The sequence below is a fragment of the Pseudoalteromonas aliena SW19 genome (assembly GCF_014905615.1).
In the GTDB taxonomy this organism is placed as follows: domain Bacteria; phylum Pseudomonadota; class Gammaproteobacteria; order Enterobacterales; family Alteromonadaceae; genus Pseudoalteromonas; species Pseudoalteromonas aliena.
This window is the reverse complement of sequence record NZ_AQGU01000029.1, coordinates 441216-464444: the sequence shown is the minus strand read 5'-3', so window position 1 is coordinate 464444 and position 23229 is coordinate 441216. Positions and strand designations below refer to the sequence as shown.

Annotated in this window: 20 protein-coding genes; 10 read left to right on the top strand and 10 right to left on the bottom strand. The window is 37.1% G+C overall.

All coding sequences use genetic code 11. From position 1 onward, the window contains the following. Positions 1–224 precede the first annotated feature (224 nt). A complete protein-coding gene (locus PALI_RS18430; RefSeq protein WP_193156552.1) occupies positions 225–782 on the top strand; it encodes a TMEM165/GDT1 family protein in 558 nt (185 codons plus the stop codon). 88 nt (positions 783–870) lie between these two features. On the opposite strand, the gene PALI_RS18425 is transcribed toward PALI_RS18430, so the two are convergent. The 3 genes from PALI_RS18425 to PALI_RS18415 form a co-directional block, all read right to left on the bottom strand. Continuing rightward, complete coding sequence (locus PALI_RS18425; protein ID WP_193156551.1) at positions 871–1395, bottom strand: DUF6436 domain-containing protein; 525 nt, start codon at positions 1393–1395, stop codon at positions 871–873. Beyond that, positions 1379–2845, bottom strand: a complete 1467-nt coding sequence (locus PALI_RS18420) for a methyl-accepting chemotaxis protein (protein ID WP_193156550.1) — start codon at positions 2843–2845, stop codon at positions 1379–1381. The genes PALI_RS18425 and PALI_RS18420 overlap by 17 nt, the downstream gene beginning before the upstream one ends. A gap of 97 nt (positions 2846–2942) precedes the next feature. Beyond that, positions 2943–3497: an isochorismatase family protein gene (locus tag PALI_RS18415; RefSeq protein WP_193156549.1), complete on the bottom strand. Its 555-nt coding sequence runs from the start codon at positions 3495–3497 to the stop codon at positions 2943–2945. 165 nt (positions 3498–3662) lie between these two features. Between PALI_RS18415 and PALI_RS18410 the strand changes: the two genes are divergently transcribed. Beyond that, positions 3663–8171, top strand: a complete 4509-nt coding sequence (locus PALI_RS18410) for an EAL domain-containing protein (protein WP_193156548.1) — start codon at positions 3663–3665, stop codon at positions 8169–8171. Positions 8172–8290: 119 nt separating this feature from the next. Here PALI_RS18410 and PALI_RS18405 read toward each other — a convergent pair whose 3' ends face one another. After that, positions 8291–9184: a cation diffusion facilitator family transporter gene (locus tag PALI_RS18405; protein ID WP_193156547.1), complete on the bottom strand. Its 894-nt coding sequence runs from the start codon at positions 9182–9184 to the stop codon at positions 8291–8293. Positions 9185–9397: 213 nt separating this feature from the next. On the opposite strand from PALI_RS18405, the gene PALI_RS18400 reads away from it, so the two are divergent. Continuing rightward, complete coding sequence (locus PALI_RS18400; RefSeq protein ID WP_226894565.1) at positions 9398–10846, top strand: diguanylate cyclase domain-containing protein; 1449 nt, start codon at positions 9398–9400, stop codon at positions 10844–10846. A gap of 24 nt (positions 10847–10870) precedes the next feature. On the opposite strand, the gene PALI_RS18395 is transcribed toward PALI_RS18400, so the two are convergent. Genes PALI_RS18395 through PALI_RS18385 form a run of 3 tightly spaced genes read right to left on the bottom strand, consistent with a single transcriptional unit; the run spans position 10871 to position 12992 of the window. Continuing rightward, on the bottom strand, positions 10871–11116 hold the full coding sequence (locus PALI_RS18395; protein ID WP_193156545.1) for a hypothetical protein: 246 nt from the start codon (positions 11114–11116) through the stop codon (positions 10871–10873). Further along, positions 11113–12708 carry a PepSY-associated TM helix domain-containing protein gene (locus tag PALI_RS18390; protein ID WP_193156544.1) on the bottom strand — a complete coding sequence of 532 codons (1596 nt, stop codon included), beginning with the start codon at positions 12706–12708 and terminating at the stop codon, positions 11113–11115. The genes PALI_RS18395 and PALI_RS18390 overlap by 4 nt, the downstream gene beginning before the upstream one ends. Next, the gene (locus tag PALI_RS18385) at positions 12705–12992 is read right to left on the bottom strand and encodes a hypothetical protein (protein WP_193156543.1); all 288 of its coding nucleotides are present in this window, start codon (positions 12990–12992) and stop codon (positions 12705–12707) included. Before PALI_RS18385 ends, PALI_RS18390 begins: the two co-directional genes overlap by 4 nt. A 236-nt stretch (positions 12993–13228) precedes the next feature. Between PALI_RS18385 and PALI_RS18380 the strand changes: the two genes are divergently transcribed. From PALI_RS18380 to PALI_RS18365, 4 genes are all read left to right on the top strand, one after another. Beyond that, a complete protein-coding gene (locus PALI_RS18380; protein ID WP_193156542.1) occupies positions 13229–14002 on the top strand; it encodes an undecaprenyl-diphosphate phosphatase in 774 nt (257 codons plus the stop codon). Positions 14003–14207: 205 nt separating this feature from the next. Then, on the top strand, positions 14208–14429 hold the full coding sequence (locus PALI_RS18375; protein ID WP_007375621.1) for a hypothetical protein: 222 nt from the start codon (positions 14208–14210) through the stop codon (positions 14427–14429). Positions 14430–14645: 216 nt separating this feature from the next. After that, the gene (locus PALI_RS18370; RefSeq protein WP_193156541.1) at positions 14646–16670 is read left to right on the top strand and encodes a hybrid sensor histidine kinase/response regulator; all 2025 of its coding nucleotides are present in this window, start codon (positions 14646–14648) and stop codon (positions 16668–16670) included. A gap of 31 nt (positions 16671–16701) precedes the next feature. Further along, entirely contained in the window at positions 16702–16941 is a 240-nt protein-coding gene (locus tag PALI_RS18365) for a hypothetical protein (RefSeq protein ID WP_077535661.1), read from the top strand. Positions 16942–17067: 126 nt separating this feature from the next. On the opposite strand, the gene ahpF is transcribed toward PALI_RS18365, so the two are convergent. Together ahpF and ahpC are read right to left on the bottom strand one after the other, a co-directional pair. Continuing rightward, positions 17068–18648, bottom strand: a complete 1581-nt coding sequence (ahpF, locus tag PALI_RS18360; protein WP_193156540.1) for an alkyl hydroperoxide reductase subunit F — start codon at positions 18646–18648, stop codon at positions 17068–17070. Positions 18649–18803: 155 nt separating this feature from the next. Beyond that, positions 18804–19373 carry an alkyl hydroperoxide reductase subunit C gene (gene ahpC, locus PALI_RS18355; RefSeq protein ID WP_008134426.1) on the bottom strand — a complete coding sequence of 190 codons (570 nt, stop codon included), beginning with the start codon at positions 19371–19373 and terminating at the stop codon, positions 18804–18806. A 278-nt stretch (positions 19374–19651) separates the two neighbouring features. Here ahpC and PALI_RS18350 point away from each other — a divergent pair, with 278 nt between their 5' ends. The 3 genes from PALI_RS18350 to PALI_RS18340 all read left to right on the top strand — a co-directional run bounded on the left by PALI_RS18350 (position 19652) and on the right by PALI_RS18340 (position 21557). Further along, positions 19652–20071, top strand: a complete 420-nt coding sequence (locus PALI_RS18350) for a DUF3429 domain-containing protein (protein WP_077535659.1) — start codon at positions 19652–19654, stop codon at positions 20069–20071. 266 nt (positions 20072–20337) lie between these two features. Next, complete coding sequence (locus PALI_RS18345) at positions 20338–20739, top strand: hypothetical protein (protein ID WP_138586387.1); 402 nt, start codon at positions 20338–20340, stop codon at positions 20737–20739. Between the two features lie 2 nt (positions 20740–20741). Further along, positions 20742–21557: a class I SAM-dependent methyltransferase gene (locus tag PALI_RS18340; protein ID WP_193156539.1), complete on the top strand. Its 816-nt coding sequence runs from the start codon at positions 20742–20744 to the stop codon at positions 21555–21557. Positions 21558–21578: 21 nt separating this feature from the next. On the opposite strand, the gene PALI_RS18335 is transcribed toward PALI_RS18340, so the two are convergent. After that, positions 21579–23183, bottom strand: coding sequence for a GMC family oxidoreductase (locus PALI_RS18335; protein WP_193156538.1), 1605 nt, complete (start codon positions 23181–23183; stop codon positions 21579–21581). Positions 23184–23229: the final 46 nt, after the last annotated feature.

Genomic DNA, 23229 nt, shown 5'->3' with positions numbered 1-23229 from the left:
CCCGCTCAAAAATGTCAATTTCACTAAACAAATAACTGGTTAATGCACTAGTGTTTTAATAAATTGATAAACGAGTAAACTTATCAACATAATTGCACCTCACGTGCATGGTAAGTTTGTAATGTTGTAGCAATCATTATCGGCGAGACTTAGGTGAACACTATCCTCGAGGCGGGAGATGGTTGTTTGCCTTTGTTTAACAATCCCGCCTGAAAGTAGTTTTAATGGAAGTTTTTCTTACCTCAACCGTCACTGTTACCCTTGCTGAAATAGGCGATAAAACACAGTTTTTATCATTACTTCTCGCCGCTCGTTTTCATAATAAAATTGCACTTATTATAGGCATTTTAGCTGCAACAATTATTAACCATGCTTTGTCTGCGTGGTTAGGCGATTGGCTCAGCGGTAACTTTACAACTCACTACATGCCATTGATTGTCAATATCAGCTTTATTGTTGTAGGCTTTTGGCTGCTTATTCCAGATAAAGATGAAGAGGTAACTCAAAAATACGATCATTTTGGTGCGTTTTTAGTCACTTTCGTCTTATTTTTTATTGCTGAAATTGGTGACAAAACACAAATAGCAACAATTTTGTTAGGTGCTCAATATCAATCTGTTTTTTGGGTAACACTGGGGACGACGGCTGGTATGTTAATAGCGAATGTCCCTGTAATTTATGCTGGCAACACCTTGCTTAAAAAAATCCCACTAAGCAAAGTACGTGTTATTGCAGCAAGTGTGTTTGTACTGTTGGGTATATATGGTTTGATAGCACTTTAAACTGTAAAAGGGTTTATTTTAATGCGTGGGATTTTGTCTTATATGATCTAATAAAGTTTATTAGATCATATAAATATGCATAATCACTCTATACTTTATTAACGCAGTAACAGCCCTTTGTATCGGTAATTAAAAGTTTTGAGTTATATCCTGCAACTAAGTTGTTTATCACAGCTTCAACAAACCCACTACCTTGCGCGCATGCTAATCCTTCAGAAAGCGGTCCAACATAAACAAAGTCACCGTTTTTGTCGATAATAATCGCAGCGGGAGTTGCTGGTACAACAGCCTTAAGCTCTTGTGTAAGTTGCAGTTGAACTACATCCAGCCCTTTAGTTTTGGCTAAAGTCGTTAGCGACGAAATGTGCGACTTAGCTTGCTTAAAACATCCACAACTTTGCTCTGTAACCAATATTAAGGATGCAACTTCTTTATTTTTCCATATTAACTGCTGTTTAAAATTATGAAACCAGCTATTTTTTATCAGCATTTTCGTGCTATCAAATGCTTTCAGTTGCCCTACCTGAAAGTAAATGAACCCTGCTATAACAAAAAATAACCAGGTTACAATCACTGTAATAATTAAATAGTTAGTTCTATTTGAACTTTGCAATACTTTGCTCTAAAACTTCAATACTGACATCAATAAGTTGAACTTTAGCCGTCAACTGTTTCACTATACTTGAGTCTACATATTGGTTTTCAAGCATCTTATTGGTATTTTGAGCTATTTGCTCAGTATTACCCGCCTGCTCTGCGACCACTTGCGCGACTGAATTTGCACTACTAGATACAGCTTTGATCTGCTCGCTCATCGCTGATATGTTTTCTTTCATCCCAGTGCTTATTTGAGTAAGATCAACAACGAAATCTACGCATTGGCCCATAGACTGCGTTGATGTTTTACTATTACTCACTAAATTTTTAAGTGTAAGACTAATTTTATCTGTCGTTGCCTTACTATTATTAGCAAGAGAACGTACCTCATCAGCAACGACCGCAAAGCCCCTACCGTGCTCGCCCGCTCTGGCCGCTTCTATTGCTGCGTTTAAAGCTAATAAGTTAGTTTGCTCTGCAATACCCGATATTTCATTAAGTAAACCTGAAATAACATCCCCCGCACTAACTAAATGGTTGATCTGCTCTTCGGTATGATTAAGAAGTTTTAACAATTCTCTGCTTTTACTGTCCGTTTGTAAAACATCGTCTAAAGCACCACTTGCTGCTTGTGTAATGTTATCAACCTGAAGCTTTAATACTTCACTTTCTTGTTCAACTAACTTGAAGCCCTCAGCAACTTGAGCACCGGAATTTGCAATATCATCTGTTTGCTGTGTACGCTGCTGAGCAGCATCAGCCAATTGATCATGAACTTGAATAAGTTCTTGTGAATTAGTTTGTAAAGATCCTGACTGGGTTTGTACTTGCTTAATTACATCAGATAAATAATTTAATAATGTATTAAAGCCATTAACAGCTTCACTTTTTACATCATCAGCTCTTAGTGATAATTTTATATGTTCAGGGTCTAACATAATTTGCTCAGTTGCAAAACTCAGTGATGCACCAGCACGACGTTCTTGCTGCAAAATTTTAGCAATATAGCCGACAACAAGCACTTCGACTATTGCATAACAAGCGTGTATAAGCACGGTAGAAAAAGCAAGCCTATCAGGATCAAATACATAAACACCTGTGTTTTGAGTCTGTAAATAATAAAAAGATAAATGATGAACCGCCACAAATACGATAGCAGTGATAAATACCCGCCATTGTACAAAAACAATTAACATTGGCATTAAAATAAATATCTCAAAATGTATTTCGATTAAACCGTACGCTTGTTGTATGTGCAAAAAGGAAAACATCATAATCGCTGCGGCCACTATGTGCGGTGTTACTTTGCTATCAGCTTGAGTATTTAAAAGCCAAATAGGCAGCAAACATAGTGGCAAACCAATAATAAATGCTTGTAATAATGTCCCAAAATACAAACCTATCCCTATGGATTCGATGAATAGCAAACTAAAAATAATTGTAAATAATCGACTAACATTGGACATAAAAAACCTTTAGATGTGTATTGTTTATTTTGTAACTCAGAATGCTTGGCCATTTCGTACGTAATAAAACAAAAATAAGGACATAACTCCCCGATATTTATTTAACTATAGGCAATATTTCTTTAAATGTAGGGGTTGCTGAATTTTTAGTCCATTGAAATATAATTGTTTCCGCACACGAAATAATAGCTCCGGCTTGTCGTAACTGATCAAGGGCTATGCGAACGTGCTCTTTATTTCGAGAACCGACAGCATCCGCAGCGATAATAACGTTAAAACCATTTTGCAATAAATCCAAGCATGTTTGTAACACACATACATGTGCTTCAGTGCCAATAACTATAATCTCTGAACGTGCGTAGCTTTGTAATGTTTCTAAAAAATGAGGCTCTTCACACGCACTAAAAAACGTTTTATTAGTGTATTCGGCCTTTGGTAATGCATTTTTTATTTGTTGATGCGTCTCCCCTAATCCCTTTTTATACTGCTCAGTTATTAGGGTTGGCACATTATGAACCTGGCTTGCGTGTGATAACTGTAATGCACAATTTAAAACGCCCGAAAAATTTTCAATGACAGGCGCTAATCGAGCCTGCAGATCAATGACCAAGAATAAGCTTTGGGTTACATCTACATTCAAAATTGTACTCATAGTGACCTCATAAAATTTTAAGTTATTGTCTTATATAAGTTAGTTTAGCAGCAAAAAGAATACTGTTTTAACTTAGCATCTGTTTTTGTAATTCAAAATAAAAAATACATGCTATATTTAGTACCTACCTATAACTCTAATCTATGTTAGTGAGAGAATTTATTAGTGCGTTTGAATAAATGGCTTTTCATCCTCAGTACAATTGCTTTAATTTGCTTTGGAAACGTTTTCGCATCGCAAAACTATGCTCAACAGTTACAACGCATTTCTACCGATGAAGGCTTATCGCAAAGCTATGTTACAAAGTCATTACAAGACAATTTAGGTTTTATATGGATTGCAACTACGCAGGGCTTAAATCGATTTGACGGCCATCAAGTTAATATCTTTGATGGGGGCGTTGGGTTAGAGCGTTACAATATAGCTAGTTTATTTAAAACACATGATGACAAAATTATTGTATCAACAGAGAGCTCTGGTGCTTATTTAATCGATCCTATTAATTTAAGCACAGTAAAAATTTACTCCGGAGTGACCTCTGAAAAATCAAATTATATTCCGCCCATTTTAGCTGTAGAGCAAATCCAAGATGTCTTTTATTTTGCGATACGTAATCAAGTTTTCTCGTTTAGTATAAATAGTAAAATACTCACTTTAGAGGCTACCATTGACGATGAAACTAATCATATTCGCGCATTGAGTGTGTACAAAAATGACTTGTTCATCGGTGCAAACAAAGGATTATATTTTCAAAACTTAGCAAATAAGCAACTAACTAAACTTGAGTTACACGATCGTACGCAAAATACACTCGATAATAATGATGTTAAGTTTTTAAGTATCGACTCTCAATTAGGTCTACTCGTGGGCACAGTAGAGGGGCTTTATGCTGTAGCACTGGATGATAATACCCTTTTAAACACTTCTAAAATATCCACAATCATTCCTGAATATAATATTTGGGATTATAAAAAAACACCCTACGGAGAGTTTATAGCCACCGAGCAAGGGCTATTCCAGTATCACCGAGACACAGGTAACACTGAATTTATTTTAAATTTTAGCGACAGTAAGTTTAATATCACTGAAAATACAATTAATGATTTAATGGTTGATGCAACGGGTATGTTTTGGCTTGCATCGCGTACGCAAGGTGTTTTTACATGGGCTATTCAAACAAGACGGTTTAACAAAATAAAATTACCCGCTAACAACGTTATTAATACAATTTATCAAGATAAAGACGATTCAACTTGGTTTGGCACAGATAACGGCATCACTCATGCATCTGCTGATATGAAAAAATCTGAAAACTATTTAGAATCAGACGATAATAAAGCCGTTTATGGAAAATTTTCAGTATTTGATATTATCCCAGCTCATTTAGAGCCTGAATCACAATATTTATGGCTAGTTCGCTACTACGACCTCATTTTATTTGATAAAAAAGCAAAGAAAATAGTTTCAAAACAAACGATAGATTTAGAACCAAATAACCCGATTGATTTTTACGGCTTTTCTGAAATTGCAAACGATACATTTGCATACTTCAGTAACGAAAACTTTTTTATCTATAACGGAAAAACAAAAAATGTACGGATAATTAAAGGACTAAAAGAGCAAATTGACCCATTCGATGCATATACGTTTCTTCGCCCTTTAGATACCCACCCTGATGAATTACTGATCAGCACATATACGCACCTATTTCGTTATAATGAAAAAAACCAAACACTTACAATAATTTACGCAGCCCAAAATAGAAAAGGCAATACGCTCTACACCATTGATGATTGGCTCATTAATAACAAAACATTATGGCTTGCTACCAGCCAAGAAGGCCTCATTGGCTTGGATTCGACGAGTTATGAGAGAAAATATCATTTTGATATGAGTGATGGCTTAAAAACTGAATCTATGTATTCTTTGCAACTCGATGAGTATGGCTTCTTATGGATAAGCAGTCAAAATGGGCTCTATCGCCTTGATACGCAAACTCAAGCTTTAACTGTTTACACCGTTAAGGATGGCCTTTCGGTTAATCAATTTAGTGTTATTGGCGCAAATAAATTAAATAATGGTAATTTAATTTTTGGCAGTAGTTATGGGGCAATCTCATTTGATGCCGCTGACTTTATCAAACAATCGCAACAAGCCCCCGTTTTTAAAACGTTAATAACTGATATTACATTGCTATCAAGGCAAGTGAATTACCACCCAATGCAATATGCATCAACTCCATTAGCACTAAACCATGACGACATTGGCCTTGGAATAAGCTTTTCAAATTTTGACTTTCACAATGCCAATAAAACATATTACAAAGTATCATTAACGGGCCCTACCTCGCTCAATTACGATAATTTGAAATCGAATAAAATCTTCTTTACTACACTTCCCCCTGGCGACTACATTTTAACCGTGTCTTCACATAATATAAATAGCTCTAAAACAAGCGAGAGTAGCACGCTACTGTTTAATATCGCTTATGCACCTTGGCAGTCACCACTTGCATACACTATTTATACTTTAAGTATTATCAGTATTTTGTTTTTACTTTTTTGGCAATACCGTCATCGTAAAATTACAATTGAAAATGCACATCGCGCAACTATTCATTCTCAAAAACAGACCGAATTAGCACTGAGAAATAATAAAAGTGGTGTTTGGGATTACGATTTAAAAAGCAAAACAGTAAACACATTGCGAGGTAATGAATTAGGCTACGCTAGTTTACCCGAACGTATTGAGTTAGCGTACTTTATTGCCCTTATACATCCTGATGATCGTAGAAGAGTCGAAAGCCTATGGAATATGTTCATTCAAAAAAATGAACCACTGCAAAATTGGCAAGCGACTTATAGATTACATCATAAAAATGGCCATTGGCTGTGGTACCAAGACATTGGCCAAATTATATATAACCCTCTATCAAACGAACCTTTGTATGTATCTGGTATATATACAAATATTACCGAGCAACGTGCCAATGAGCAGCAAGCTAATGTTCTTGGTGAAGCATTTAGCCAAATAAATGACTGGTTACTTATTCTCGATACTCAGTTAATGCCATTTTCTGCTAACAATAGTCTTTTAGACGCGTTTTCAAGCAACTCAGCTAAGGCAAAATTAAGCACTAAGTTATTAATTAAAGCGATGGGCAAAGCAAAATGTAAAAAATTTGCAGCCAAGCTAAAATCGTTGAAACCAAAACAAAACTGGCATACAGATACTTACATTAAAACGAAAAAAAATAAAAACCACCCTATCCATCTTAGTGTCACAGCCGTTGCCAAAGAGGATAATAACGTTAGCTATTATGTGGTTGTTATTTCAGATCTGACGGAACAAAAACGAGCAGAAAACGAGTTACGCTATTTAGCAAACTACGATCCTTTAACTCGCTTACCTAATCGCAGTTTAATGTATCAAAAAATAGAAATAGCTATAGAAAAAGCGCAACAGAGCGTTACTCAATGCGCTATTTTATTTATTGATTTAGATAAATTCAAACCTGTGAACGATTCTTTTGGCCATGCTGTGGGTGATAAACTACTGTGTAACATTACTGAACGTGTAAGCGCGATATTAGACGAATACTCTACATTGGGCCGCCAAAGTGGGGATGAATTTTTAGTTTTGATCGAAAATACCAGCTCAGTAAAATCATTAAATCACACAGTAAAAGAAATCAGCGCGGAGCTTGCAAACAAAGTTATTATTGAAGACTTTTCTATTAATATATCTGCCAGCATAGGTGTTGCATTATATCCTTTCGATGCTGAAACAACCGATATATTAATTAGGAATGCTGATGTTGCAATGATGCATGCAAAACAAAATGGCAGAAACGGGTTCAAGTTTTTCAACGAAAAAATGAATGAAAAAATAAAACAAAAGTTAATTCTTGAAAATAATTTAAAAGACGCGGCCAAAGACAACTTGTTTTTTAACCATTATCAACCAATTGTCGATATTGAAGCAAAAGTAATTAACGGTGTCGAACTGCTTATGCGCTGGGAAAACGATGGACAACTCATATCACCGGCTCAGTTTATCCCTATTGCAGAAGAAACCGGCTTAATAGAAATGCTCACTGAGCAAGCTTTAAAACGGGCCTTATCTGAATTAGCGCCCATACTATCCAGTAATCCGTTATTTTATATTTCTTTAAATTTATCGCCAAAGCATATTCTTAAAGAAAACATAGCAAAGCGTTTACTCTCAATCCTAAACGACAATCAGGTAAGTCCGATGCAGCTGCGTCTCGAGATCACCGAAAACACATTGTTGGATGATAAAGTTAAGGCTGCAAAACAGCTTCAAAAATTACAAGCGCTTGGATTCAAGTTGCTCCTTGATGACTTTGGGACAGGCTATTCTTCATTAACTTATTTGAGTCAATTTCCTATTAATGTGATTAAAATCGATCAAAGCTTTGTAAATAGTATTGGCATAGATAAAGGTGACGAGTCTATCATTAAGAGTATATTTTCACTTGCTAACAACCTTGAGTTATCTTGTATCGCTGAAGGTGTTGAAACACGAGAGCAGATGATATTTTTAACTAATATGGGATGCTTAGCACAACAAGGTTATTATTTTGCTAAGCCGATGAAAGCTGAAAAGCTGTGTGAAAGTGGCTGTTTCAACAAAATAATTAACTTAATTTAGAGCCTATACCTGCGTATTGACTCATCAATGAAGATATTTATACCAATTTGCTTAAATATAGAGGCTATTTGATTCGTTAAATGGCATCAAATACTGATGCCAGTTGGTGTTGTTTACTACTAACCGTGTTGATGCTCGGCATGACTTTCTATTTGCAATACGCTGCTTTTAACATTAAATTTTAATGACAATAGTTGTTCTACTTTTAAACGACAGACCTCATCATGCTTTTCGATAGTACAGTGCTGTTTAAGTACTACATGGGCTCCCACTACGGCCTCTTTATCTTTACGGGTAACGGTTACGTTGTGTACGCTATGCACATGTTCTATATGAGTTATTTCGTATTCAATATCAACAACTTTTGGAAGTTTTTCTTTATTTAAACGTAACCCTTGAATACAACGAACAATGACCTTAATGCCTGTAAATAAAACAAAGAATGCAATAAGCATACTCGATAAAATATCAATAATATCCCAACCAGTAAAATAGATAAGCACGCCAGCAATAAAAGTCGATACGGTTGAAATTAAATCAAAAAACGAATGCAAAAATACAGCGTAAATATTAATGCTGGCTTTACGACCTTTGTACAAAACCCACGCTGCCGCGCCGTGAAACAAAAAGCCAATACCCGCAATAGACGACATCAAAAAGCTATTGATGGCAAGCTCATTGCCCTCATGATGATGAATAAAACGCTCCCCTCCTTCATATAAGATAACTAAGCTAATGGCTAAATATAAAACGCCATTAATAAGCCCACCAAATAATTCTGCTCGCTGATGGCCATCGTTATAAGTTTTAGCAAAGTGAATAGCAAGACTTGAGGCTATTAACGCAATAAATAGCGAGCTATTATGGACAAATAGATGCCCTGCATCTGCAAGTACTGCAAGTGAATTTGCATAATATGCGCCAATAACTTGAATGACCATGAATGAGCATGTAATTGCTAATGCAATTAATAACCGGCGGCGGGAAGCTTCGTGTGTAGTGATCTCTGTCATGAATTGTTTGAATTACCTATACTTAGAATGCAAATAAGCCTATAGACAGGCTTAGTGAGAAAAGAGTAATGATATACAGTATCAATTATAATACGTCGGTAATTTAAACGCACTAAAAAATTAGTAAAATGAATAATAATGTACTAAAAGTAGTAGAGTAGGTATAAAATATGCCTTACAAAACAGTATCATTTATTAATGCGGAGTGAATCAGTGGATTTGCATTCAACACAAGAAATATGGAGTACATTAAAGTATCTTCCATTTGCTGTTTTACTTCATGATACGCAATCGCAAACCTTCCAGGCGAACACACAAACACAAACATTATTTGATTTAAATACAAATTCTCAATTAACTGAAAATGATTTTAATCATCTCACTTTAATAAACCCTCTCAGCAAAATAATTTTCTCTATAAAATCACTGTTTAATGATTACTTACTGCCGCATACAAGTAACCAAATACTTATTGAAAAACAAGGTAATACGTTTTTACTAAATGTAAGGCTTGCACACTTTAATGAGTCGCTTTCAATGCTCGTATTTGAGCTAGTTAAAAATAACGTAAATGAAGAGTATAATTTTGATAAAGTGATATCTAGCATATCAACCGATTTAATTGATATACAAATTGACGATATCGATAAGCATATTGACTATGCCCTGAAAGCCATTGGTACTGTTGCAAATGCAGATAGAAGCTACTTGTTTAGATTCAATAAAAACAATACAAAAATGAGCAATACGCATGAATGGGTGAATGAAGGCATTTTACCTTTCAAAGATACATTACAAGATGTTCCTAAAAGTGCACTGCCGTATTTTTTCAGCTTAATGAATGACACCTATTTATTCAGAGTAAATGATACATCGACCCTTCCTAAAGCAGCACTCAGTGAACAAATCGAATTTGAACAACAAGAAATAAAATCTGTATTGTGCATTGGTCTTCGTTATGAAAAAGAACTTGTTGGGTTTATCGGCTGCGATAGCGTAAAAGAACTACGGGAGTGGACCGATTTAGATTTAATAAGGTTAAAGCTTGTAGGTGAAATACTGACTAACGCATTTAAAAATATAGACTACAGAAAAAAGCTAGAATTAGCTCAGCGACAACTCATTACGGCCAATAAAAAGCTAAATGAATTAGCAAATACTGATGGGTTAACAAATATAGCCAATCGACGCAGTTTTGACCGCGCACTTAAAAATGAAATCAGGCGCTGTGTGCGCAATCAGCATCCCATAGCACTAATCATATGCGACATTGATTTTTTTAAACATTACAACGACAACTACGGACACCAACAAGGTGACGAGGCTTTAAAAATAGTTGCAAGCACACTTAATAAGTTATGTAATCGTCAAGGCGATTTAGCTGCGCGTTACGGTGGTGAAGAGTTTGTTATTATTTTACCCGCCACTGATGCAAAACAGTGCAAAGCGTTTACTGCGCTTATTCAAAAAGAAATTGAGACCTTAAATATTGAGCATCACTATTCAAATATTGCTAAGCGCCTTACTGTTAGCATGGGGTTTTATGCTTTAATTCCCAATACAAAAACACTTCCAGAAGATCTTATTAGTAATGCAGATTCCGCCCTATATAACGCAAAGAAAACAGGGCGAAATAAAGCATCCGAATTTATATCCGAATAGTGTTTACTGCATTAATTTCGTAGCTTAATTTGTTAATTGTATTGCTTTTCCAGCAATAAATGCAGTTAGCAATCCTGCAACCATTGCACCGGCAAAAGTACAAATTATACCGCCTATAACACCATAAACGCCTACCAAACAGCTTGTTGCGAATATAAACAAGCCTATTACCAACGGTAATTTAATCAACATTGTTAATGTGCTTTTACGAATGCAGAACATCATAACGAATAAACTCGTCATCGCCGTAAATATCAAAAATTCATTCATGCAGTTTTTGCCTCTATGTATGTATTTGTAGAAGCTTTTATTTTCAACGCGTAGCCAATACACATGGCCCCCACAAACATAAAGCTAGCATCAACAATAGCAACTAAGCCACTGTTTAAATTAATAATATTACTGTGACTCAATAAAATATTTAATGGCAGCACAGCACTCAATGCTAACCCGCAGAGTAAAAGTGTCTGTTTAAAATAGGTTTTATAATCTACAGGCAATAACCCTATTAATAGCCAACCTAACCAAGTATTAAAGAATACAGGTCCAAAATAGCTATTTTGCGCAGCACCAATAACATTGTGATTAAGTATTACCTGCAGCGGGAGAAGCACAAAGCTTGCTAACACTAAACCACCGCAACTTCCTATAATAAAGCGGTTCCAACGCGCGTAAGCAACCTCAGATAAACTAGCATTACTCCCTCGCGTACGTTTTGCTAGCCACATCATCATCCCAGACACTGGTAAAAGTGCAGTACAAAAACCAAGTAACACCCATAGTAGTTTGATAAAAATGCCTGCAAAATTACCAAAGTGCATTGGAAATACAAGTTCTATTACTTTTATTGATATCCCTGATATATCACCAAAACTACTCATCGATTTTACAAATTCGCCATTTCCACGATAGTGCAGTAACTGAGAAGCCACCGCTTCTCCACCAAGTAAACGTAAATACACCTGCGCGTTAGCGTCATTGTTAGCCATTATTGTTGCATCTATAATCACGGCTTTTGGATAACGGCTACGTGCATTTTCTAGTATGGTGTCTAGCTGTGTCGGCTGTTTAGTATGGCTTATTACTGTTTCTGGTATGGCTGTAAAAGTTTCTATCAGCTTATTTTGATCGCCACCAAAACTCACAAAAGCGGCGGCGGGCAATAAAATAACTGTTGCCAGTCCCAAAAAAGCCCCTGAAAAACCAATCACAATATTAAATACACTTCCCCAAATGCCCATTACTTTATGGCCATCACTAATCGCAATATTGAGTCCTTTGTCGCGTCTGAAAGTAAATAACTCTTTTATCAATTTGCGATGAATAAATAAGCCTGTTATCGCACTCACTAATAACGTTAACCCTAAAAAGCCAGTGAGAATTAACCCAATAGGACGACCTAAATGTAAATCAGCATGAAACTCACCAATATAGCTCGGGGCATCAGTTTTTTTATTTGCATAAAAATCTTTGCTAGGGCCGTAGTAAGTATTCACCAAAGCAAGTGTATCGGGATGAAACTGAAATACTCTGGCAACTTCCTCGCTGTAATTCTCATCTCCGTGGTGCGATTCAAATACAAGGGTTAACAGATAGAAATTATGGCCACTTGGCATAAATACATGGATATTTTCCCCGAATTCATTGGGCACTTTTTTGTGGTACTCATTGACTAAGCGATTTACTTGAACACTCGCAACGTGTTGACTAGATTGTAATTCAGGGTTTGCCCATATTTTTAACTCTGGGCGAGAAAGCACAGCCAACGCACCACTAAACGCAATAATAAATAATAATACGGCGGTTATTATCCCAACCCAGCTATGTAATAAAAATAGCTTTTTTAAAGTAATCGACTTCATCCTTGCCCCTGCGTTAACGCCCAAAAACTAAATAATCCGTGTGTAGCACACAATAAACCCATCACTATAAAAGGCTGCCATACTTTTTCAGCCAAATAAGCATATATAAATAACGCTGTCCAAATGATTGGAAACAACAAAATAGGCAGCAAAATTTGCTCACTCATCTCAAAGGGTAAATAAGTGGTCATTCCAGGGATTATGATAACGGCGGTAATAAGTGCCATCACGCAGGCTAATAAGTGTCGCCGACGTGTAGCGTTAAACGTTTTTTTATTATTCATTGTTTGCTCATTAAATTTACTTAAGCATATACTAAACAGCGTATGCAAATGATAACAATTGTTATTATATTGTGCATTTGATGCTTAATGCAATTTATTAAACAAATTAAGTCTAAAAACACTGTTGGTTTTCCTTAAGAGCTCTTATGCTACGCCTCGCAATTTAGGTACGCAGTAATGCATCATTTCAGTTAAGCCAAGCTCGGGCTTTTTAATTTTTCAGGAAGCAGTACACCGTGGATATAATTAACGCGATTATTTTAGGTATTATTGAAGGTATAACAGAATTTTTACCCATATCATCAACTGGACACTTAATTGTAGCGTCAAAGTGGCTAGGCATTGAACCAACAGACGCAAACCTCGCCTTCGAAGTAATTATCCAGCTTGCCGCCATTTTAGCGGTACTAGCCAACTATAAAGACAAGTTCAGCCCTAAACATTTCAATTTATGGGTGAAAGTTGCCATTGCATTTATTCCTCTGGGGATTATTGGTTTTATATTTAGTGATGTAATAAAAACACTGTTTAGCGTACCAATAGTAGGGGTTATGTTTATTGTAGGCGGTGTGATTTTTTTACTATTAGAGCGCAATTATAAAGAGGCCCACTGCGCAACTACAGATTTAACCCAAGTTACTTATAAACAAGCTCTTTGGATTGGCGTAGCACAAGTATTTGCGTTAATTCCGGGGACTAGTCGTGCAGGAAGTTCTATTGTTGGTGCCATGTTGTGTGGTTTAAACCGAAAAGCCAGCGCTGAATTTTCATTTTTACTTGGTTTACCTGTACTTGCAGCAGCCTCAGGGTACGACTTACTTAAACATTACCAACTATTTAGCTTAGATGACCTAACTGCTCTTGCTGTCGGTTTTTTAACGTCTTTTATAGTCGCCTATTTTACTATTAAACTATTCATACGCTTTCTAGAAAATTTCACTTTTGTTAGTTTTGGTCTTTACCGAATCGTATTTGGTGTTATTTTATTAACTAACCTGAATTCTGGTTAAGAGATTTAAAAACACTATAAATAATAACGATATTTAAGTCTGTTTCTCTCTAGCTAGAAATTTTTGGTGAAAACAAGGCAAATTTACGCGTCAATAGCTGGTCTATTGCAAGGAAATTCAACGCAGTTAGCGCTAAAAATAGCTGCTGAGATAGATTTATTATCCAGAACTCAGGTTAACTATAGCCTACACATAAGAGAATATTATGAGCGAAAAGATAAACGAAGAAGCACTCCACGCACTTAAAATAGCTTTTACTTACATGCCTAAAGCGATTGAAGTGACAAAATACGAATATGGCGAGCGCTACCAAAGCGTACTTGATCACATTGAAGCTGTACGTGAAACACTGCTTATTAACGATGTTGACCCAGAGGAAGTAGGCGGCGATATAAATCCTGAGTACACACCAAACTCAACCTACTAAATATAAAACACTGAGCATTATATAATTAATATTACACTCAGCGTTATATTAATGCTCTATTATACTACAAAACATAAGGTTATAAATTTAAAGTGTACACATCAGTTTTAGTTATCATCGATAAAAACTGCTAAACTTACTTAGTAATTAATGAATATGCCTTTAATTGGCTTTTATACTGTATAAATTGAACAAAAGCTTACGGGGTGTTTTCTTTTGAATTTTCTTAGGCAATTTCACGACATAGTGTCTAACCAAAGTCTGAGCTTTGACGAAAAAATTAATCAACTTTTAGCATTCGGGCTTAATGTGTTTAACCTTGACGTCGCTATCATTAGTAAAGTTGAGGGTAAATGCTATACCGTGTTACATGCTATTACGCCAGATAACTCGCTAGAAATAGGCACTCAATTTGATCTAGAAGGCACCTACTGCGTACACACTCTTGTTGCGGGCTCCGCACTTGCATTTCATAACGTCTCGCAAAGCGTAATAGCTAATCACCCTTGTTATGCAAATTTTCAACTCGAATCGTATATTGGTGCGCCTATCAAAATAGGTGACGATATTTTTGGCACTGTAAATTTCTCCTCACTTAACCAGTCTCCTATTTTTACAGATGAAGCCTACGATTACATAGAGCTATTTGCACAATGGTTAGGCGCAGAGTTCGCACGCGCTATAACCAAAGAACAGTTAATAAAAAACAGTAACGATTTGCTAAAATTAGAAAGCGTAGCAAATATAGGCACTTGGGAAGTTGATCTCACTAATAATAAAATTTATTGGAGTCAGCAAACTAAACGAATTCATCAAGTTGATGAAGACTATAACCCTGAAATGGACTCTGCTATCGATTTTTATAAAGAAGGTGCAAGCAGAGATAATATAAATAAGGCCGTAGAAAATGCTGTTCACCATGGTGAAAAGTGGCATTTAGAACTTGAAATTATAACAGCAAAAAAACAAACAATTTGGGTGTCTACCTTCGGAGAAGCACAATTTAATGGTGATCACTGCACGCGGTTATTTGGTACATTTCAAGACATCACTGAAGCGGTAACACTAAGAGAAGCGCTTAAAAAGAAAAAAGCCGAAGCGGAGCGCTTGCTAGATGATAGAAGCATGCTTTTTGCAAAAATAAGCCACGAACTCAGAACACCGCTGAATGGTATTACTGGCATGCTCACTACATTGATAGATGAGCACAGCGAAGAAAAAAGAACAGAAAAAATAAGAGTAGCGCTACGTAGCGCCGATATACTTTTGAGTATAATCAACGAAGTCCTCGATTTTTCTAAAATAAATCATGGTGAATTAAAGCTAGAACCCACTAACGTTTTACTAAAAACAACCTTTACTGATCTGGTGTCTTTGTATACGCCTTTATTTAAAAGCAGTAATGTAGAGCTAGAAGTAACAAATGAAATTTCTGATAACTGCTGGGCATATTGCGACAACACACGACTAAGCCAAATTACCTCTAACTTATTAAGTAATGCGTTAAAATTTACTGAGTACGGTTGTGTAACACTGCATACATCAGTTCTTAATAACAATAATAAACTAACGTTAAACATTGAAGTAACTGATACAGGAAGAGGCATGACTAGCCAATTTCTTCAGTCTTTGTTCTCCCCTTTTACTCAAGAAGTTGATGCTAAAAATAGTAAAGGTGGCACAGGGCTTGGCCTCGCAATAGTTAAAGAACTTGTTGAGTACATGGGCGGGAAAATTAAGGTCAGTAGTAAAGTGAATCAAGGAACTACTTTTTCGCTAAATATACCCATAGAACTAGGTAAAGAGCAAAAAGTAGAGCTAAATCCACTATCAAAAATAAATATTAACGCGTGTGAGCTTGCTGTTTTAGTGGTTGATGACAACGACATAAACAGACTCGTTCTTGATGCCTCACTAAATAAATTTAATATAAAACCAGACTTTGCAGTAGATGGGCAAGACGCCATATTTAAATGCGAGCAAAAGCATTACGACCTTATTTTTATGGATTGTATTATGCCTATACTTGATGGCTTTGAGGCAACAAAACAACTGCGTTCAAAAAATATCTGTACGCCCGATTCAACCTATATTGTTGCTCTTACGGCCAATACTTCATCGCAAGATAAATTGGCATGTAAGCAAGTGGGTATGGATATGTTTATCTCAAAACCATTTAAAATGCACTCACTAGAAATTGCTATTGCCTCGGCCGCTAAGCGGCTGAAATTCAAACATTAATAAAAGATATAGTTGTATAGGGAATTCAAAAATGAAAAATATATTTAGAACCGTATTGTTCGCTATATTAGCTATAGTGCTATTCAAAGGTTTTTCAACTCAACAATGGCCACCATTAATTATTGTCATTGTGGGGATCAGTATTTTACTACTCTCAACTTTTGTTACAAAGGCTAAATCGACTAGAGGCTCGTCAAGTTATGTAGGCGGTGGCACGTCTCATACGGATAGCAATTGCGGCGGTGGTGATTCTGGTGGTGGCTGCGATTAAATCGCATGTTAATTTTTAGGCATAAAAAAGCCGCCTTTGGAGAAGGGCGGCTTGGGTGAACAAACAGCTAAGGGTGGACGCTGTTATATCAAGAGATGTTTCTATTAAATTTTTTATTAAATAATATTAAGCAGCGCTTTGATCTTGTTCGGTTTCATCGCTGTGGCGAATTAAATAATCAAATGCGCCTAAGCTTGCCGTTGCGCCACTGCCCATTGCAATAATAATTTGTTTAAACGGAGTATTGGTCGCATCCCCCGCTCCATAAATGCCTGGTAACGAAGTCGCACCTTTAGCATCAATCAGTATTTCACCAAATTTGCTTAGCTCAAGGTCGCTGTCTTTTAACCACTCGGTATTTGGTATTAAGCCTATTTGTACAAATATACCGGCAAGTTCAAGCTCTTTGCTCTCTCCCGACACTCTATCTGTGTACATTAAGCCTGTTACTTTTTTACCGTCACCAAGCACTTCGGTTGTTTGTGCACTTTTGATAATAGTAATGTTAGCCATGCTTTTAGCTTTACGAACGAGTACTTCATCAGCACGTAATGTGTCTGCAAATTCAAGTACCGTAACGCTATGCACAATATTGGCTAAATCTATCGCCGCTTCTATGCCTGAGTTACCACCGCCAATAACAGCAACGGATTTGCCTTTAAATAAAGGGCCATCGCAATGTGGACAATATGCCACTCCGTGGCCGCGATATTCTTGCTCACCCGGTACGTTCATTTCGCGCCAGCGTGCGCCGGTGGCAAGTACGAGCGACTTAGCTTTAAGTACTGCGCCATTTTCTAGTGTAATTTCGTAACCATTGCTATAACTAAGTGCCGCTGCCCGCTGATTATGCATTACATCTACATCGTATTCTTTAACGTGCTCTTCAAGCTGGGCAACCAATTTTGGCCCTTCCGTCGCCTTAATCGAAATAAAGTTTTCTATTGCTAATGTATCTGCCACTTGCCCGCCAAACCGGTCGGCAACAATGCCTGTATTTAACCCTTTTCGTGCTGAGTAAATCGCAGCCGATGCCCCCGCAGGCCCGCCACCAATAACAAGCACATCAAATTTATCTTTTTTGCTTAGCGACTCAGCTTGGCGTTGTGCCCCTTTGCTATCTACTTTATTAAGTATGTCGGTAAGGCTTAGCGCACCTTGGCTAAATGGTTCGCCATTTAAATACACAGCCGGTACAGCTAAAATATTTCGCTCTTCTACTTCGCCTTGAAATAACGCGCCATCAATCATGGTCGCCTTAATATTGCTGTTTGTCGCTGCCATAGTATTGAGTGCTTGCACTACTTGCGGGCACGTTTGGCAACTTAAACTTATATATACTTCAAAGTTGAGCTCTTGAGTAAGCGATTGTATTTGCTCAATGTCTTCGCTTTTAGCTTTACTTGCATGTCCGCCTGTATGTAAAAGCGCTAACACTAAACTGGTGAATTCGTGCCCCATAGGTACGCCTGCAAACGTAATATGAGTGTTTTTAATTGGTGAATGTACAACCATTGACGGACGACGCGCGCTTGTATCTGGGTTGTTTGTTACCGTGAATTTATCGCTCAGTGAGGCTAAATCGTTTGCTAAGCTTTCTACCTCTGCTGATTTTTTGCTGTCATCCAAGGCAATAAGCAGCTCAACAGGTTGAGTAAGCGATTCAAAATGGCTTTTTAATTGATTTTTTATGTTGTTATCTAACATGGCTTAACCTTTTTAGAAAAATTTAAACAGCAAGCCCCCCATGCCAAATAATGCATGTGCTTAAACAAGTATATTGATAAATGAGGCATCAACAAACGTATGTTTGTCAATTTAAGGGCAGTTACCTGCCCTTACTTGATTGGAAAATCTGGTACTTAGATTTTACCAACTAGGTCTAGTGAAGGTGCAAGTGTGTCTTCACCTGGCTGCCAAGATGCAGGGCAAACTTCACCGTCGTGAGTTGCAATGTATTGTGCAGCTTGTACTTTACGAACAAGTTCTTTAGCGCTACGGCCAATACCTAAATCGTGAGTTTCGATAATTTTAATTTCGCCTTCTGGGTTCATTACAAATGTACCGCGAAGTGCTAAGCCTTCTTCTTCAATCATTACGCCAAAGCTGCGTGTAATACGTCCTGTTGGATCGCCAATCATTGGGTAAGTGATTTTACCAATTGTGTCTGACGTATCGTGCCATGCTTTATGAGTAAAATGAGTGTCAGTAGATACTGAGTAAACCTCTACGCCCATTTCTTGAAGTTGTGCGTAATGATCTGCCACATCGCCAAGTTCAGTAGGACATACAAATGTAAAATCGGCTGGGTAAAAGAAGAAGATTGACCATTTACCTAAAACATCTTTTTCAGACAATTCTACAAAGTCACCGTTGTGGTAAGCGGTTGCATTGAATGGTTGTAATTTTGTATTGATTAATGAAGTGCTCATGGTATTCCTCATTTATATTTAAGTAGAATTAAAGTTACTCAACGCAGCCGTAATATATGGCCTCTTGCGTTGGCTTGATTAGTACAATACGGCCAATGGATAATTAAATAAAATTGATTGTTTAGATTAAACCAATCGATTTTTAAGATTGAACTATATAATCTCTTTTATCGTAAGCATTATTTGGACTATAGATATTGGCGAATTATTAAGATAGCTAATCGCAATACTGCTACAATACCCACGCTTTTAATCACATAAATACAAGGCATACTATTATGGAAAAATTTATCAACCACATTCAATTAGGTTACTTAGGCTTAATCCCATTTTTAGGCTGTGTAGGTTGGCCTCTTGTGTTTGGTAGTAATAGTATTAATTTAGAGTTTTTTACTTTTTACAGCATTGCAATATTAGCATTTATGGCTGGTAACTTATGGCGTGCAGGTGAGCAACGCTACAGCGATGCAGTAAAAGCTGTACTACCTGTTATACCAGTACCATTTTTAGCATTTTTACCTGTTGAGTGGGCGCTTGGTTGGTTAGCTGCAAGTTTTTGGCTAGTACTACTTTTTGAAAAAGCGACTGCACAATGGCAAACCTACCATAAAGATTATCAAAAAATGCGTGTAGTACTCACCTCTGTTGTGTTTGTTTGTCATATCCTTATTATCGGTATGAGTATTTATCCTAAGTAACCTGAGCTCTGGATAATAAATCTATCTCAAGCCGCTATTTTCAGCGCTAACTGCGTTGAATTTACTTGCAATAGGCCCGCTATTGACGCGTAAATTCGCCTTGTTCTCACAGAAAATCTCTGGCTAGAGAAAATAAATTTAAATATCACCATAATTCAATGTGTTAGCAAATCTATTAACCAGAGTTCAGGTTAAATAACAGCTGTAAACTTAAATATTGTTCGGTAATAAGGTAATATCCGCGCACTGCTATTTAAGGACACACCATGATTGACCAATTACGCCAACAACTCGATGAACTAGGCGAGAACTACGTAGAGAAAAACGCTGCATTTAAAATCAAAGTGATCCCTTTTTTTTGCGCTATTCGCATAAAAAAAGATCATAAAAGCGAAGGTCGTTTGAGCTTTTATTCAAGTCAATTACTCGAAATATTTTTAGTCGTCTTATTTTTATTATTTGGTTTAACACTTTACGATACAGATGCAGGATTTACCCACGGCCCTATTCATATTGCATTTGCCATTTTAATTACTTTTAATCTTATAATTAAACAAGTCGCTATTGAAGGATTAAAAACCAGACTCGCGTTTCATCGCTTACTTGCAGCACATTCTCAAAAAAGCACCGATAACACCAGCCAAGCTAAAAATAGCGCCGCTAAATAAGTATGTATTTAAATCCTAATTGGCGAATACTCACCGTTGGCGATGGAGATTTATCGTTTTCAAGCGCTATACACAATCATCTAAAGCCATATTTATTAGTCGCCTCTACCTACGATGATGCAACCACTATTGAACAAAAGTATCCCGATAATGCGCTCAATAATTTAAAAGCGCATAACGTTGAAGTGCTTAATGGTTTTGATGTCACAAATACAGCGTGCTGGCAAAGCTTAGACGGTTATTTAAATAGCTTTGATGTAGTCATTTTTCAGTTTCCACTCATACCTGCGTTTGTTGGCCGTGAAGCGTTTGAAAACAACACGCGCCAAACCAGCATGAATGTACTTAACCGCGCTTTACTGCATCAATTTATTAAATACGCTAATGAATACGCGCTTGATAAAAATGGTCCTATGCTGTGCTACATTACCTCTAAAGATGTAAAACCCTATCGCGAATGGAATATAGAAGGCAGTTTAAATAACGGTTTAAGCGCTGAATATTTAGGCCAAATGCCTTTTGATATTAGTCGCTTTGAAGGCTATAAAATTCGGAACGTTGACCGCGATAAACACGTAAAAGATACCAGCGGTATAACGTACGTATTTAGCCCAAAAACGATGAATACTCACACCAATGAATTAAGTGCACAGCTTAAAAAACCAGCGTACTTAACACCAAATCATTGCCCGCTTTGTCGCGTTGGCCCCTATATGGCAAATGAAGATGAAACTAAGCACATAAATGCTAAAAAGCATCAGCAAATGCTGCACCTTGAAAGCGATTGGCAACAATGGCTAAACGATTTTTATAATTAAGGATCTTTGAACACGCCCTAATTAAACATTTGCGCGCTTAATTAAATCAGCTGCTTTTTCAGCAATCGCAATTACCGGTGCATTTGTGTTGCCGGTAATGATGCTAGGCATAATCGACGCATCAACTACACGTAAATTACTCATCCCATGAACTCGCAAATTAGTATCCACTACAGCCATTGGATCTTGTCCCATTTTACATGTCCCCACTGGGTGATATTCGGTATCTGCGGTTTGACGAATAAATTCAATCAGCTGCTCATCATTATTTATATCAAGCGGATACACCATTTTACCGCGTATGTTATCAAAGGCTTTACTTTGCATAATAGCGAGTGTTTTTTTAAGGCCCGCAAGCATTACAGTTAAATCATCTGGGTGGCTTAAATAATTAGGGTCTATAAGTGGCGCACTACGCGGGTTGTTATCCGCTAACGTAATAGTACCTCGGCTTTTAGGACGCATAATACTACTGTGAGTACTGTAACCATGCCCAGTGTGTAGTTTACGACTATGATCGTCCACCAGCCCAATTACAAACTCTAGTTGCACATCGGGTGCAGGCGAGTCTTTAAATAATTTAATAAACGCATGGGATTCAGCAAAATTGCTGGTTAATCGCCCTTCTCGTTTAGTAAACCAATTTACACATTCTTTAAAAATGCTAGCAATACCAAGCGGGCTTACACCAAAGGTGCCTTTACTTGTTTTTGATTTATAAAGTGGCACTACCGTTAGATGATCCTGTAAATTAGCGCCCACGCCGTCAAGTCCGTGTTCTACTTTAATACTATGCGCATTGAGATGTTCCTTTGGACCAATGCCTGAAAGCATTAATATTTGCGGTGAATTAATCGCTCCAGCACTCAGTATTACTTCTTTTTTTGCTAGCAGATCAATAACTTGATTATTGCGCTCTATTTGCACGCCTTTTGCGGTCTTATTTTTTATATTTATTTTATTAACGTGGCTATTGGTTAATACCGTTAAATTTGGGCGGTTTAAATACGGGGTTAAATACGCTTTTGCTGCACTACAACGTTCGCCATTATGCTGAGTTACTTGCGATAAACGTGCACCACTTTGTTCTTTACCATTTATATCGTCGCTTAAATTAACGCCCTGCTCAGCACAAGCACCTAAAAAGCACAGGTTTACATCGCTTGGATTACTTAGCTCTTGTACGTGTAGCAAACCTTGAGTGCCGTGGAGATCATTATTCACAAACGCTTTATTATTTTCGGCTTTAATAAAATAAGGCAGTAAACTTTCAAAATCCCAACCCGTATTGCCATTAGCCGCCCATTGGTCGTAATCGTATTTATTGCCTCTTATGTAAACCATCGCATTAGTCGAGCTTGAGCCACCCAGTACTTTGCCGCGTGGTACAAACCCACAACGATTATTAAGCGCTTTTTGCGGCACGGTATTGTAATGCCAGCTATTAATACCATAAGGTACGCTCGCCGCAATGCCTGCAGGCATTTGTACAAACGCACTGTTATCGCTCTTGCCTGCTTCAATTAAGCATACACTTACATTTTTATCCTCTGACAAACGCGATGCCATAACGCAGCCGCCACTACCTGCGCCAATCACAATGTAATCAAATGTTGTATTGTTCATGGTGTACCTTAATAAAAGTGTTAAATGGCCTTAACAGTAATAGTGC

Bases quoted from the DNA above. Each gene is read 5' to 3' on its own strand.
- PALI_RS18430 (WP_193156552.1), top strand. From the start codon at position 225: ATGGAAGTTTTTCTTACCTCAACCGTCACTGTTACCCTTGCTGAAATA.
- PALI_RS18420 (WP_193156550.1), bottom strand. From the start codon at position 2,845: ATGTCCAATGTTAGTCGATTATTTACAATTATTTTTAGTTTGCTATTC.
- PALI_RS18415 (WP_193156549.1), bottom strand. From the start codon at position 3,497: ATGAGTACAATTTTGAATGTAGATGTAACCCAAAGCTTATTCTTGGTC.
- PALI_RS18405 (WP_193156547.1), bottom strand. From the start codon at position 9,184: ATGACAGAGATCACTACACACGAAGCTTCCCGCCGCCGGTTATTAATT.
- PALI_RS18395 (WP_193156545.1), bottom strand. From the start codon at position 11,116: ATGAATGAATTTTTGATATTTACGGCGATGACGAGTTTATTCGTTATG.
- PALI_RS18390 (WP_193156544.1), bottom strand. From the start codon at position 12,708: ATGAAGTCGATTACTTTAAAAAAGCTATTTTTATTACATAGCTGGGTT.
- PALI_RS18385 (WP_193156543.1), bottom strand. From the start codon at position 12,992: ATGAATAATAAAAAAACGTTTAACGCTACACGTCGGCGACACTTATTA.
- PALI_RS18375 (WP_007375621.1), top strand. From the start codon at position 14,208: ATGAGCGAAAAGATAAACGAAGAAGCACTCCACGCACTTAAAATAGCT.
- PALI_RS18365 (WP_077535661.1), top strand. From the start codon at position 16,702: ATGAAAAATATATTTAGAACCGTATTGTTCGCTATATTAGCTATAGTG.
- ahpF (WP_193156540.1), bottom strand. From the start codon at position 18,648: ATGTTAGATAACAACATAAAAAATCAATTAAAAAGCCATTTTGAATCG.
- ahpC (WP_008134426.1), bottom strand. From the start codon at position 19,373: ATGAGCACTTCATTAATCAATACAAAATTACAACCATTCAATGCAACC.
- PALI_RS18350 (WP_077535659.1), top strand. From the start codon at position 19,652: ATGGAAAAATTTATCAACCACATTCAATTAGGTTACTTAGGCTTAATC.
- PALI_RS18345 (WP_138586387.1), top strand. From the start codon at position 20,338: ATGATTGACCAATTACGCCAACAACTCGATGAACTAGGCGAGAACTAC.
- PALI_RS18340 (WP_193156539.1), top strand. From the start codon at position 20,742: ATGTATTTAAATCCTAATTGGCGAATACTCACCGTTGGCGATGGAGAT.
- PALI_RS18335 (WP_193156538.1), bottom strand. From the start codon at position 23,183: ATGAACAATACAACATTTGATTACATTGTGATTGGCGCAGGTAGTGGC.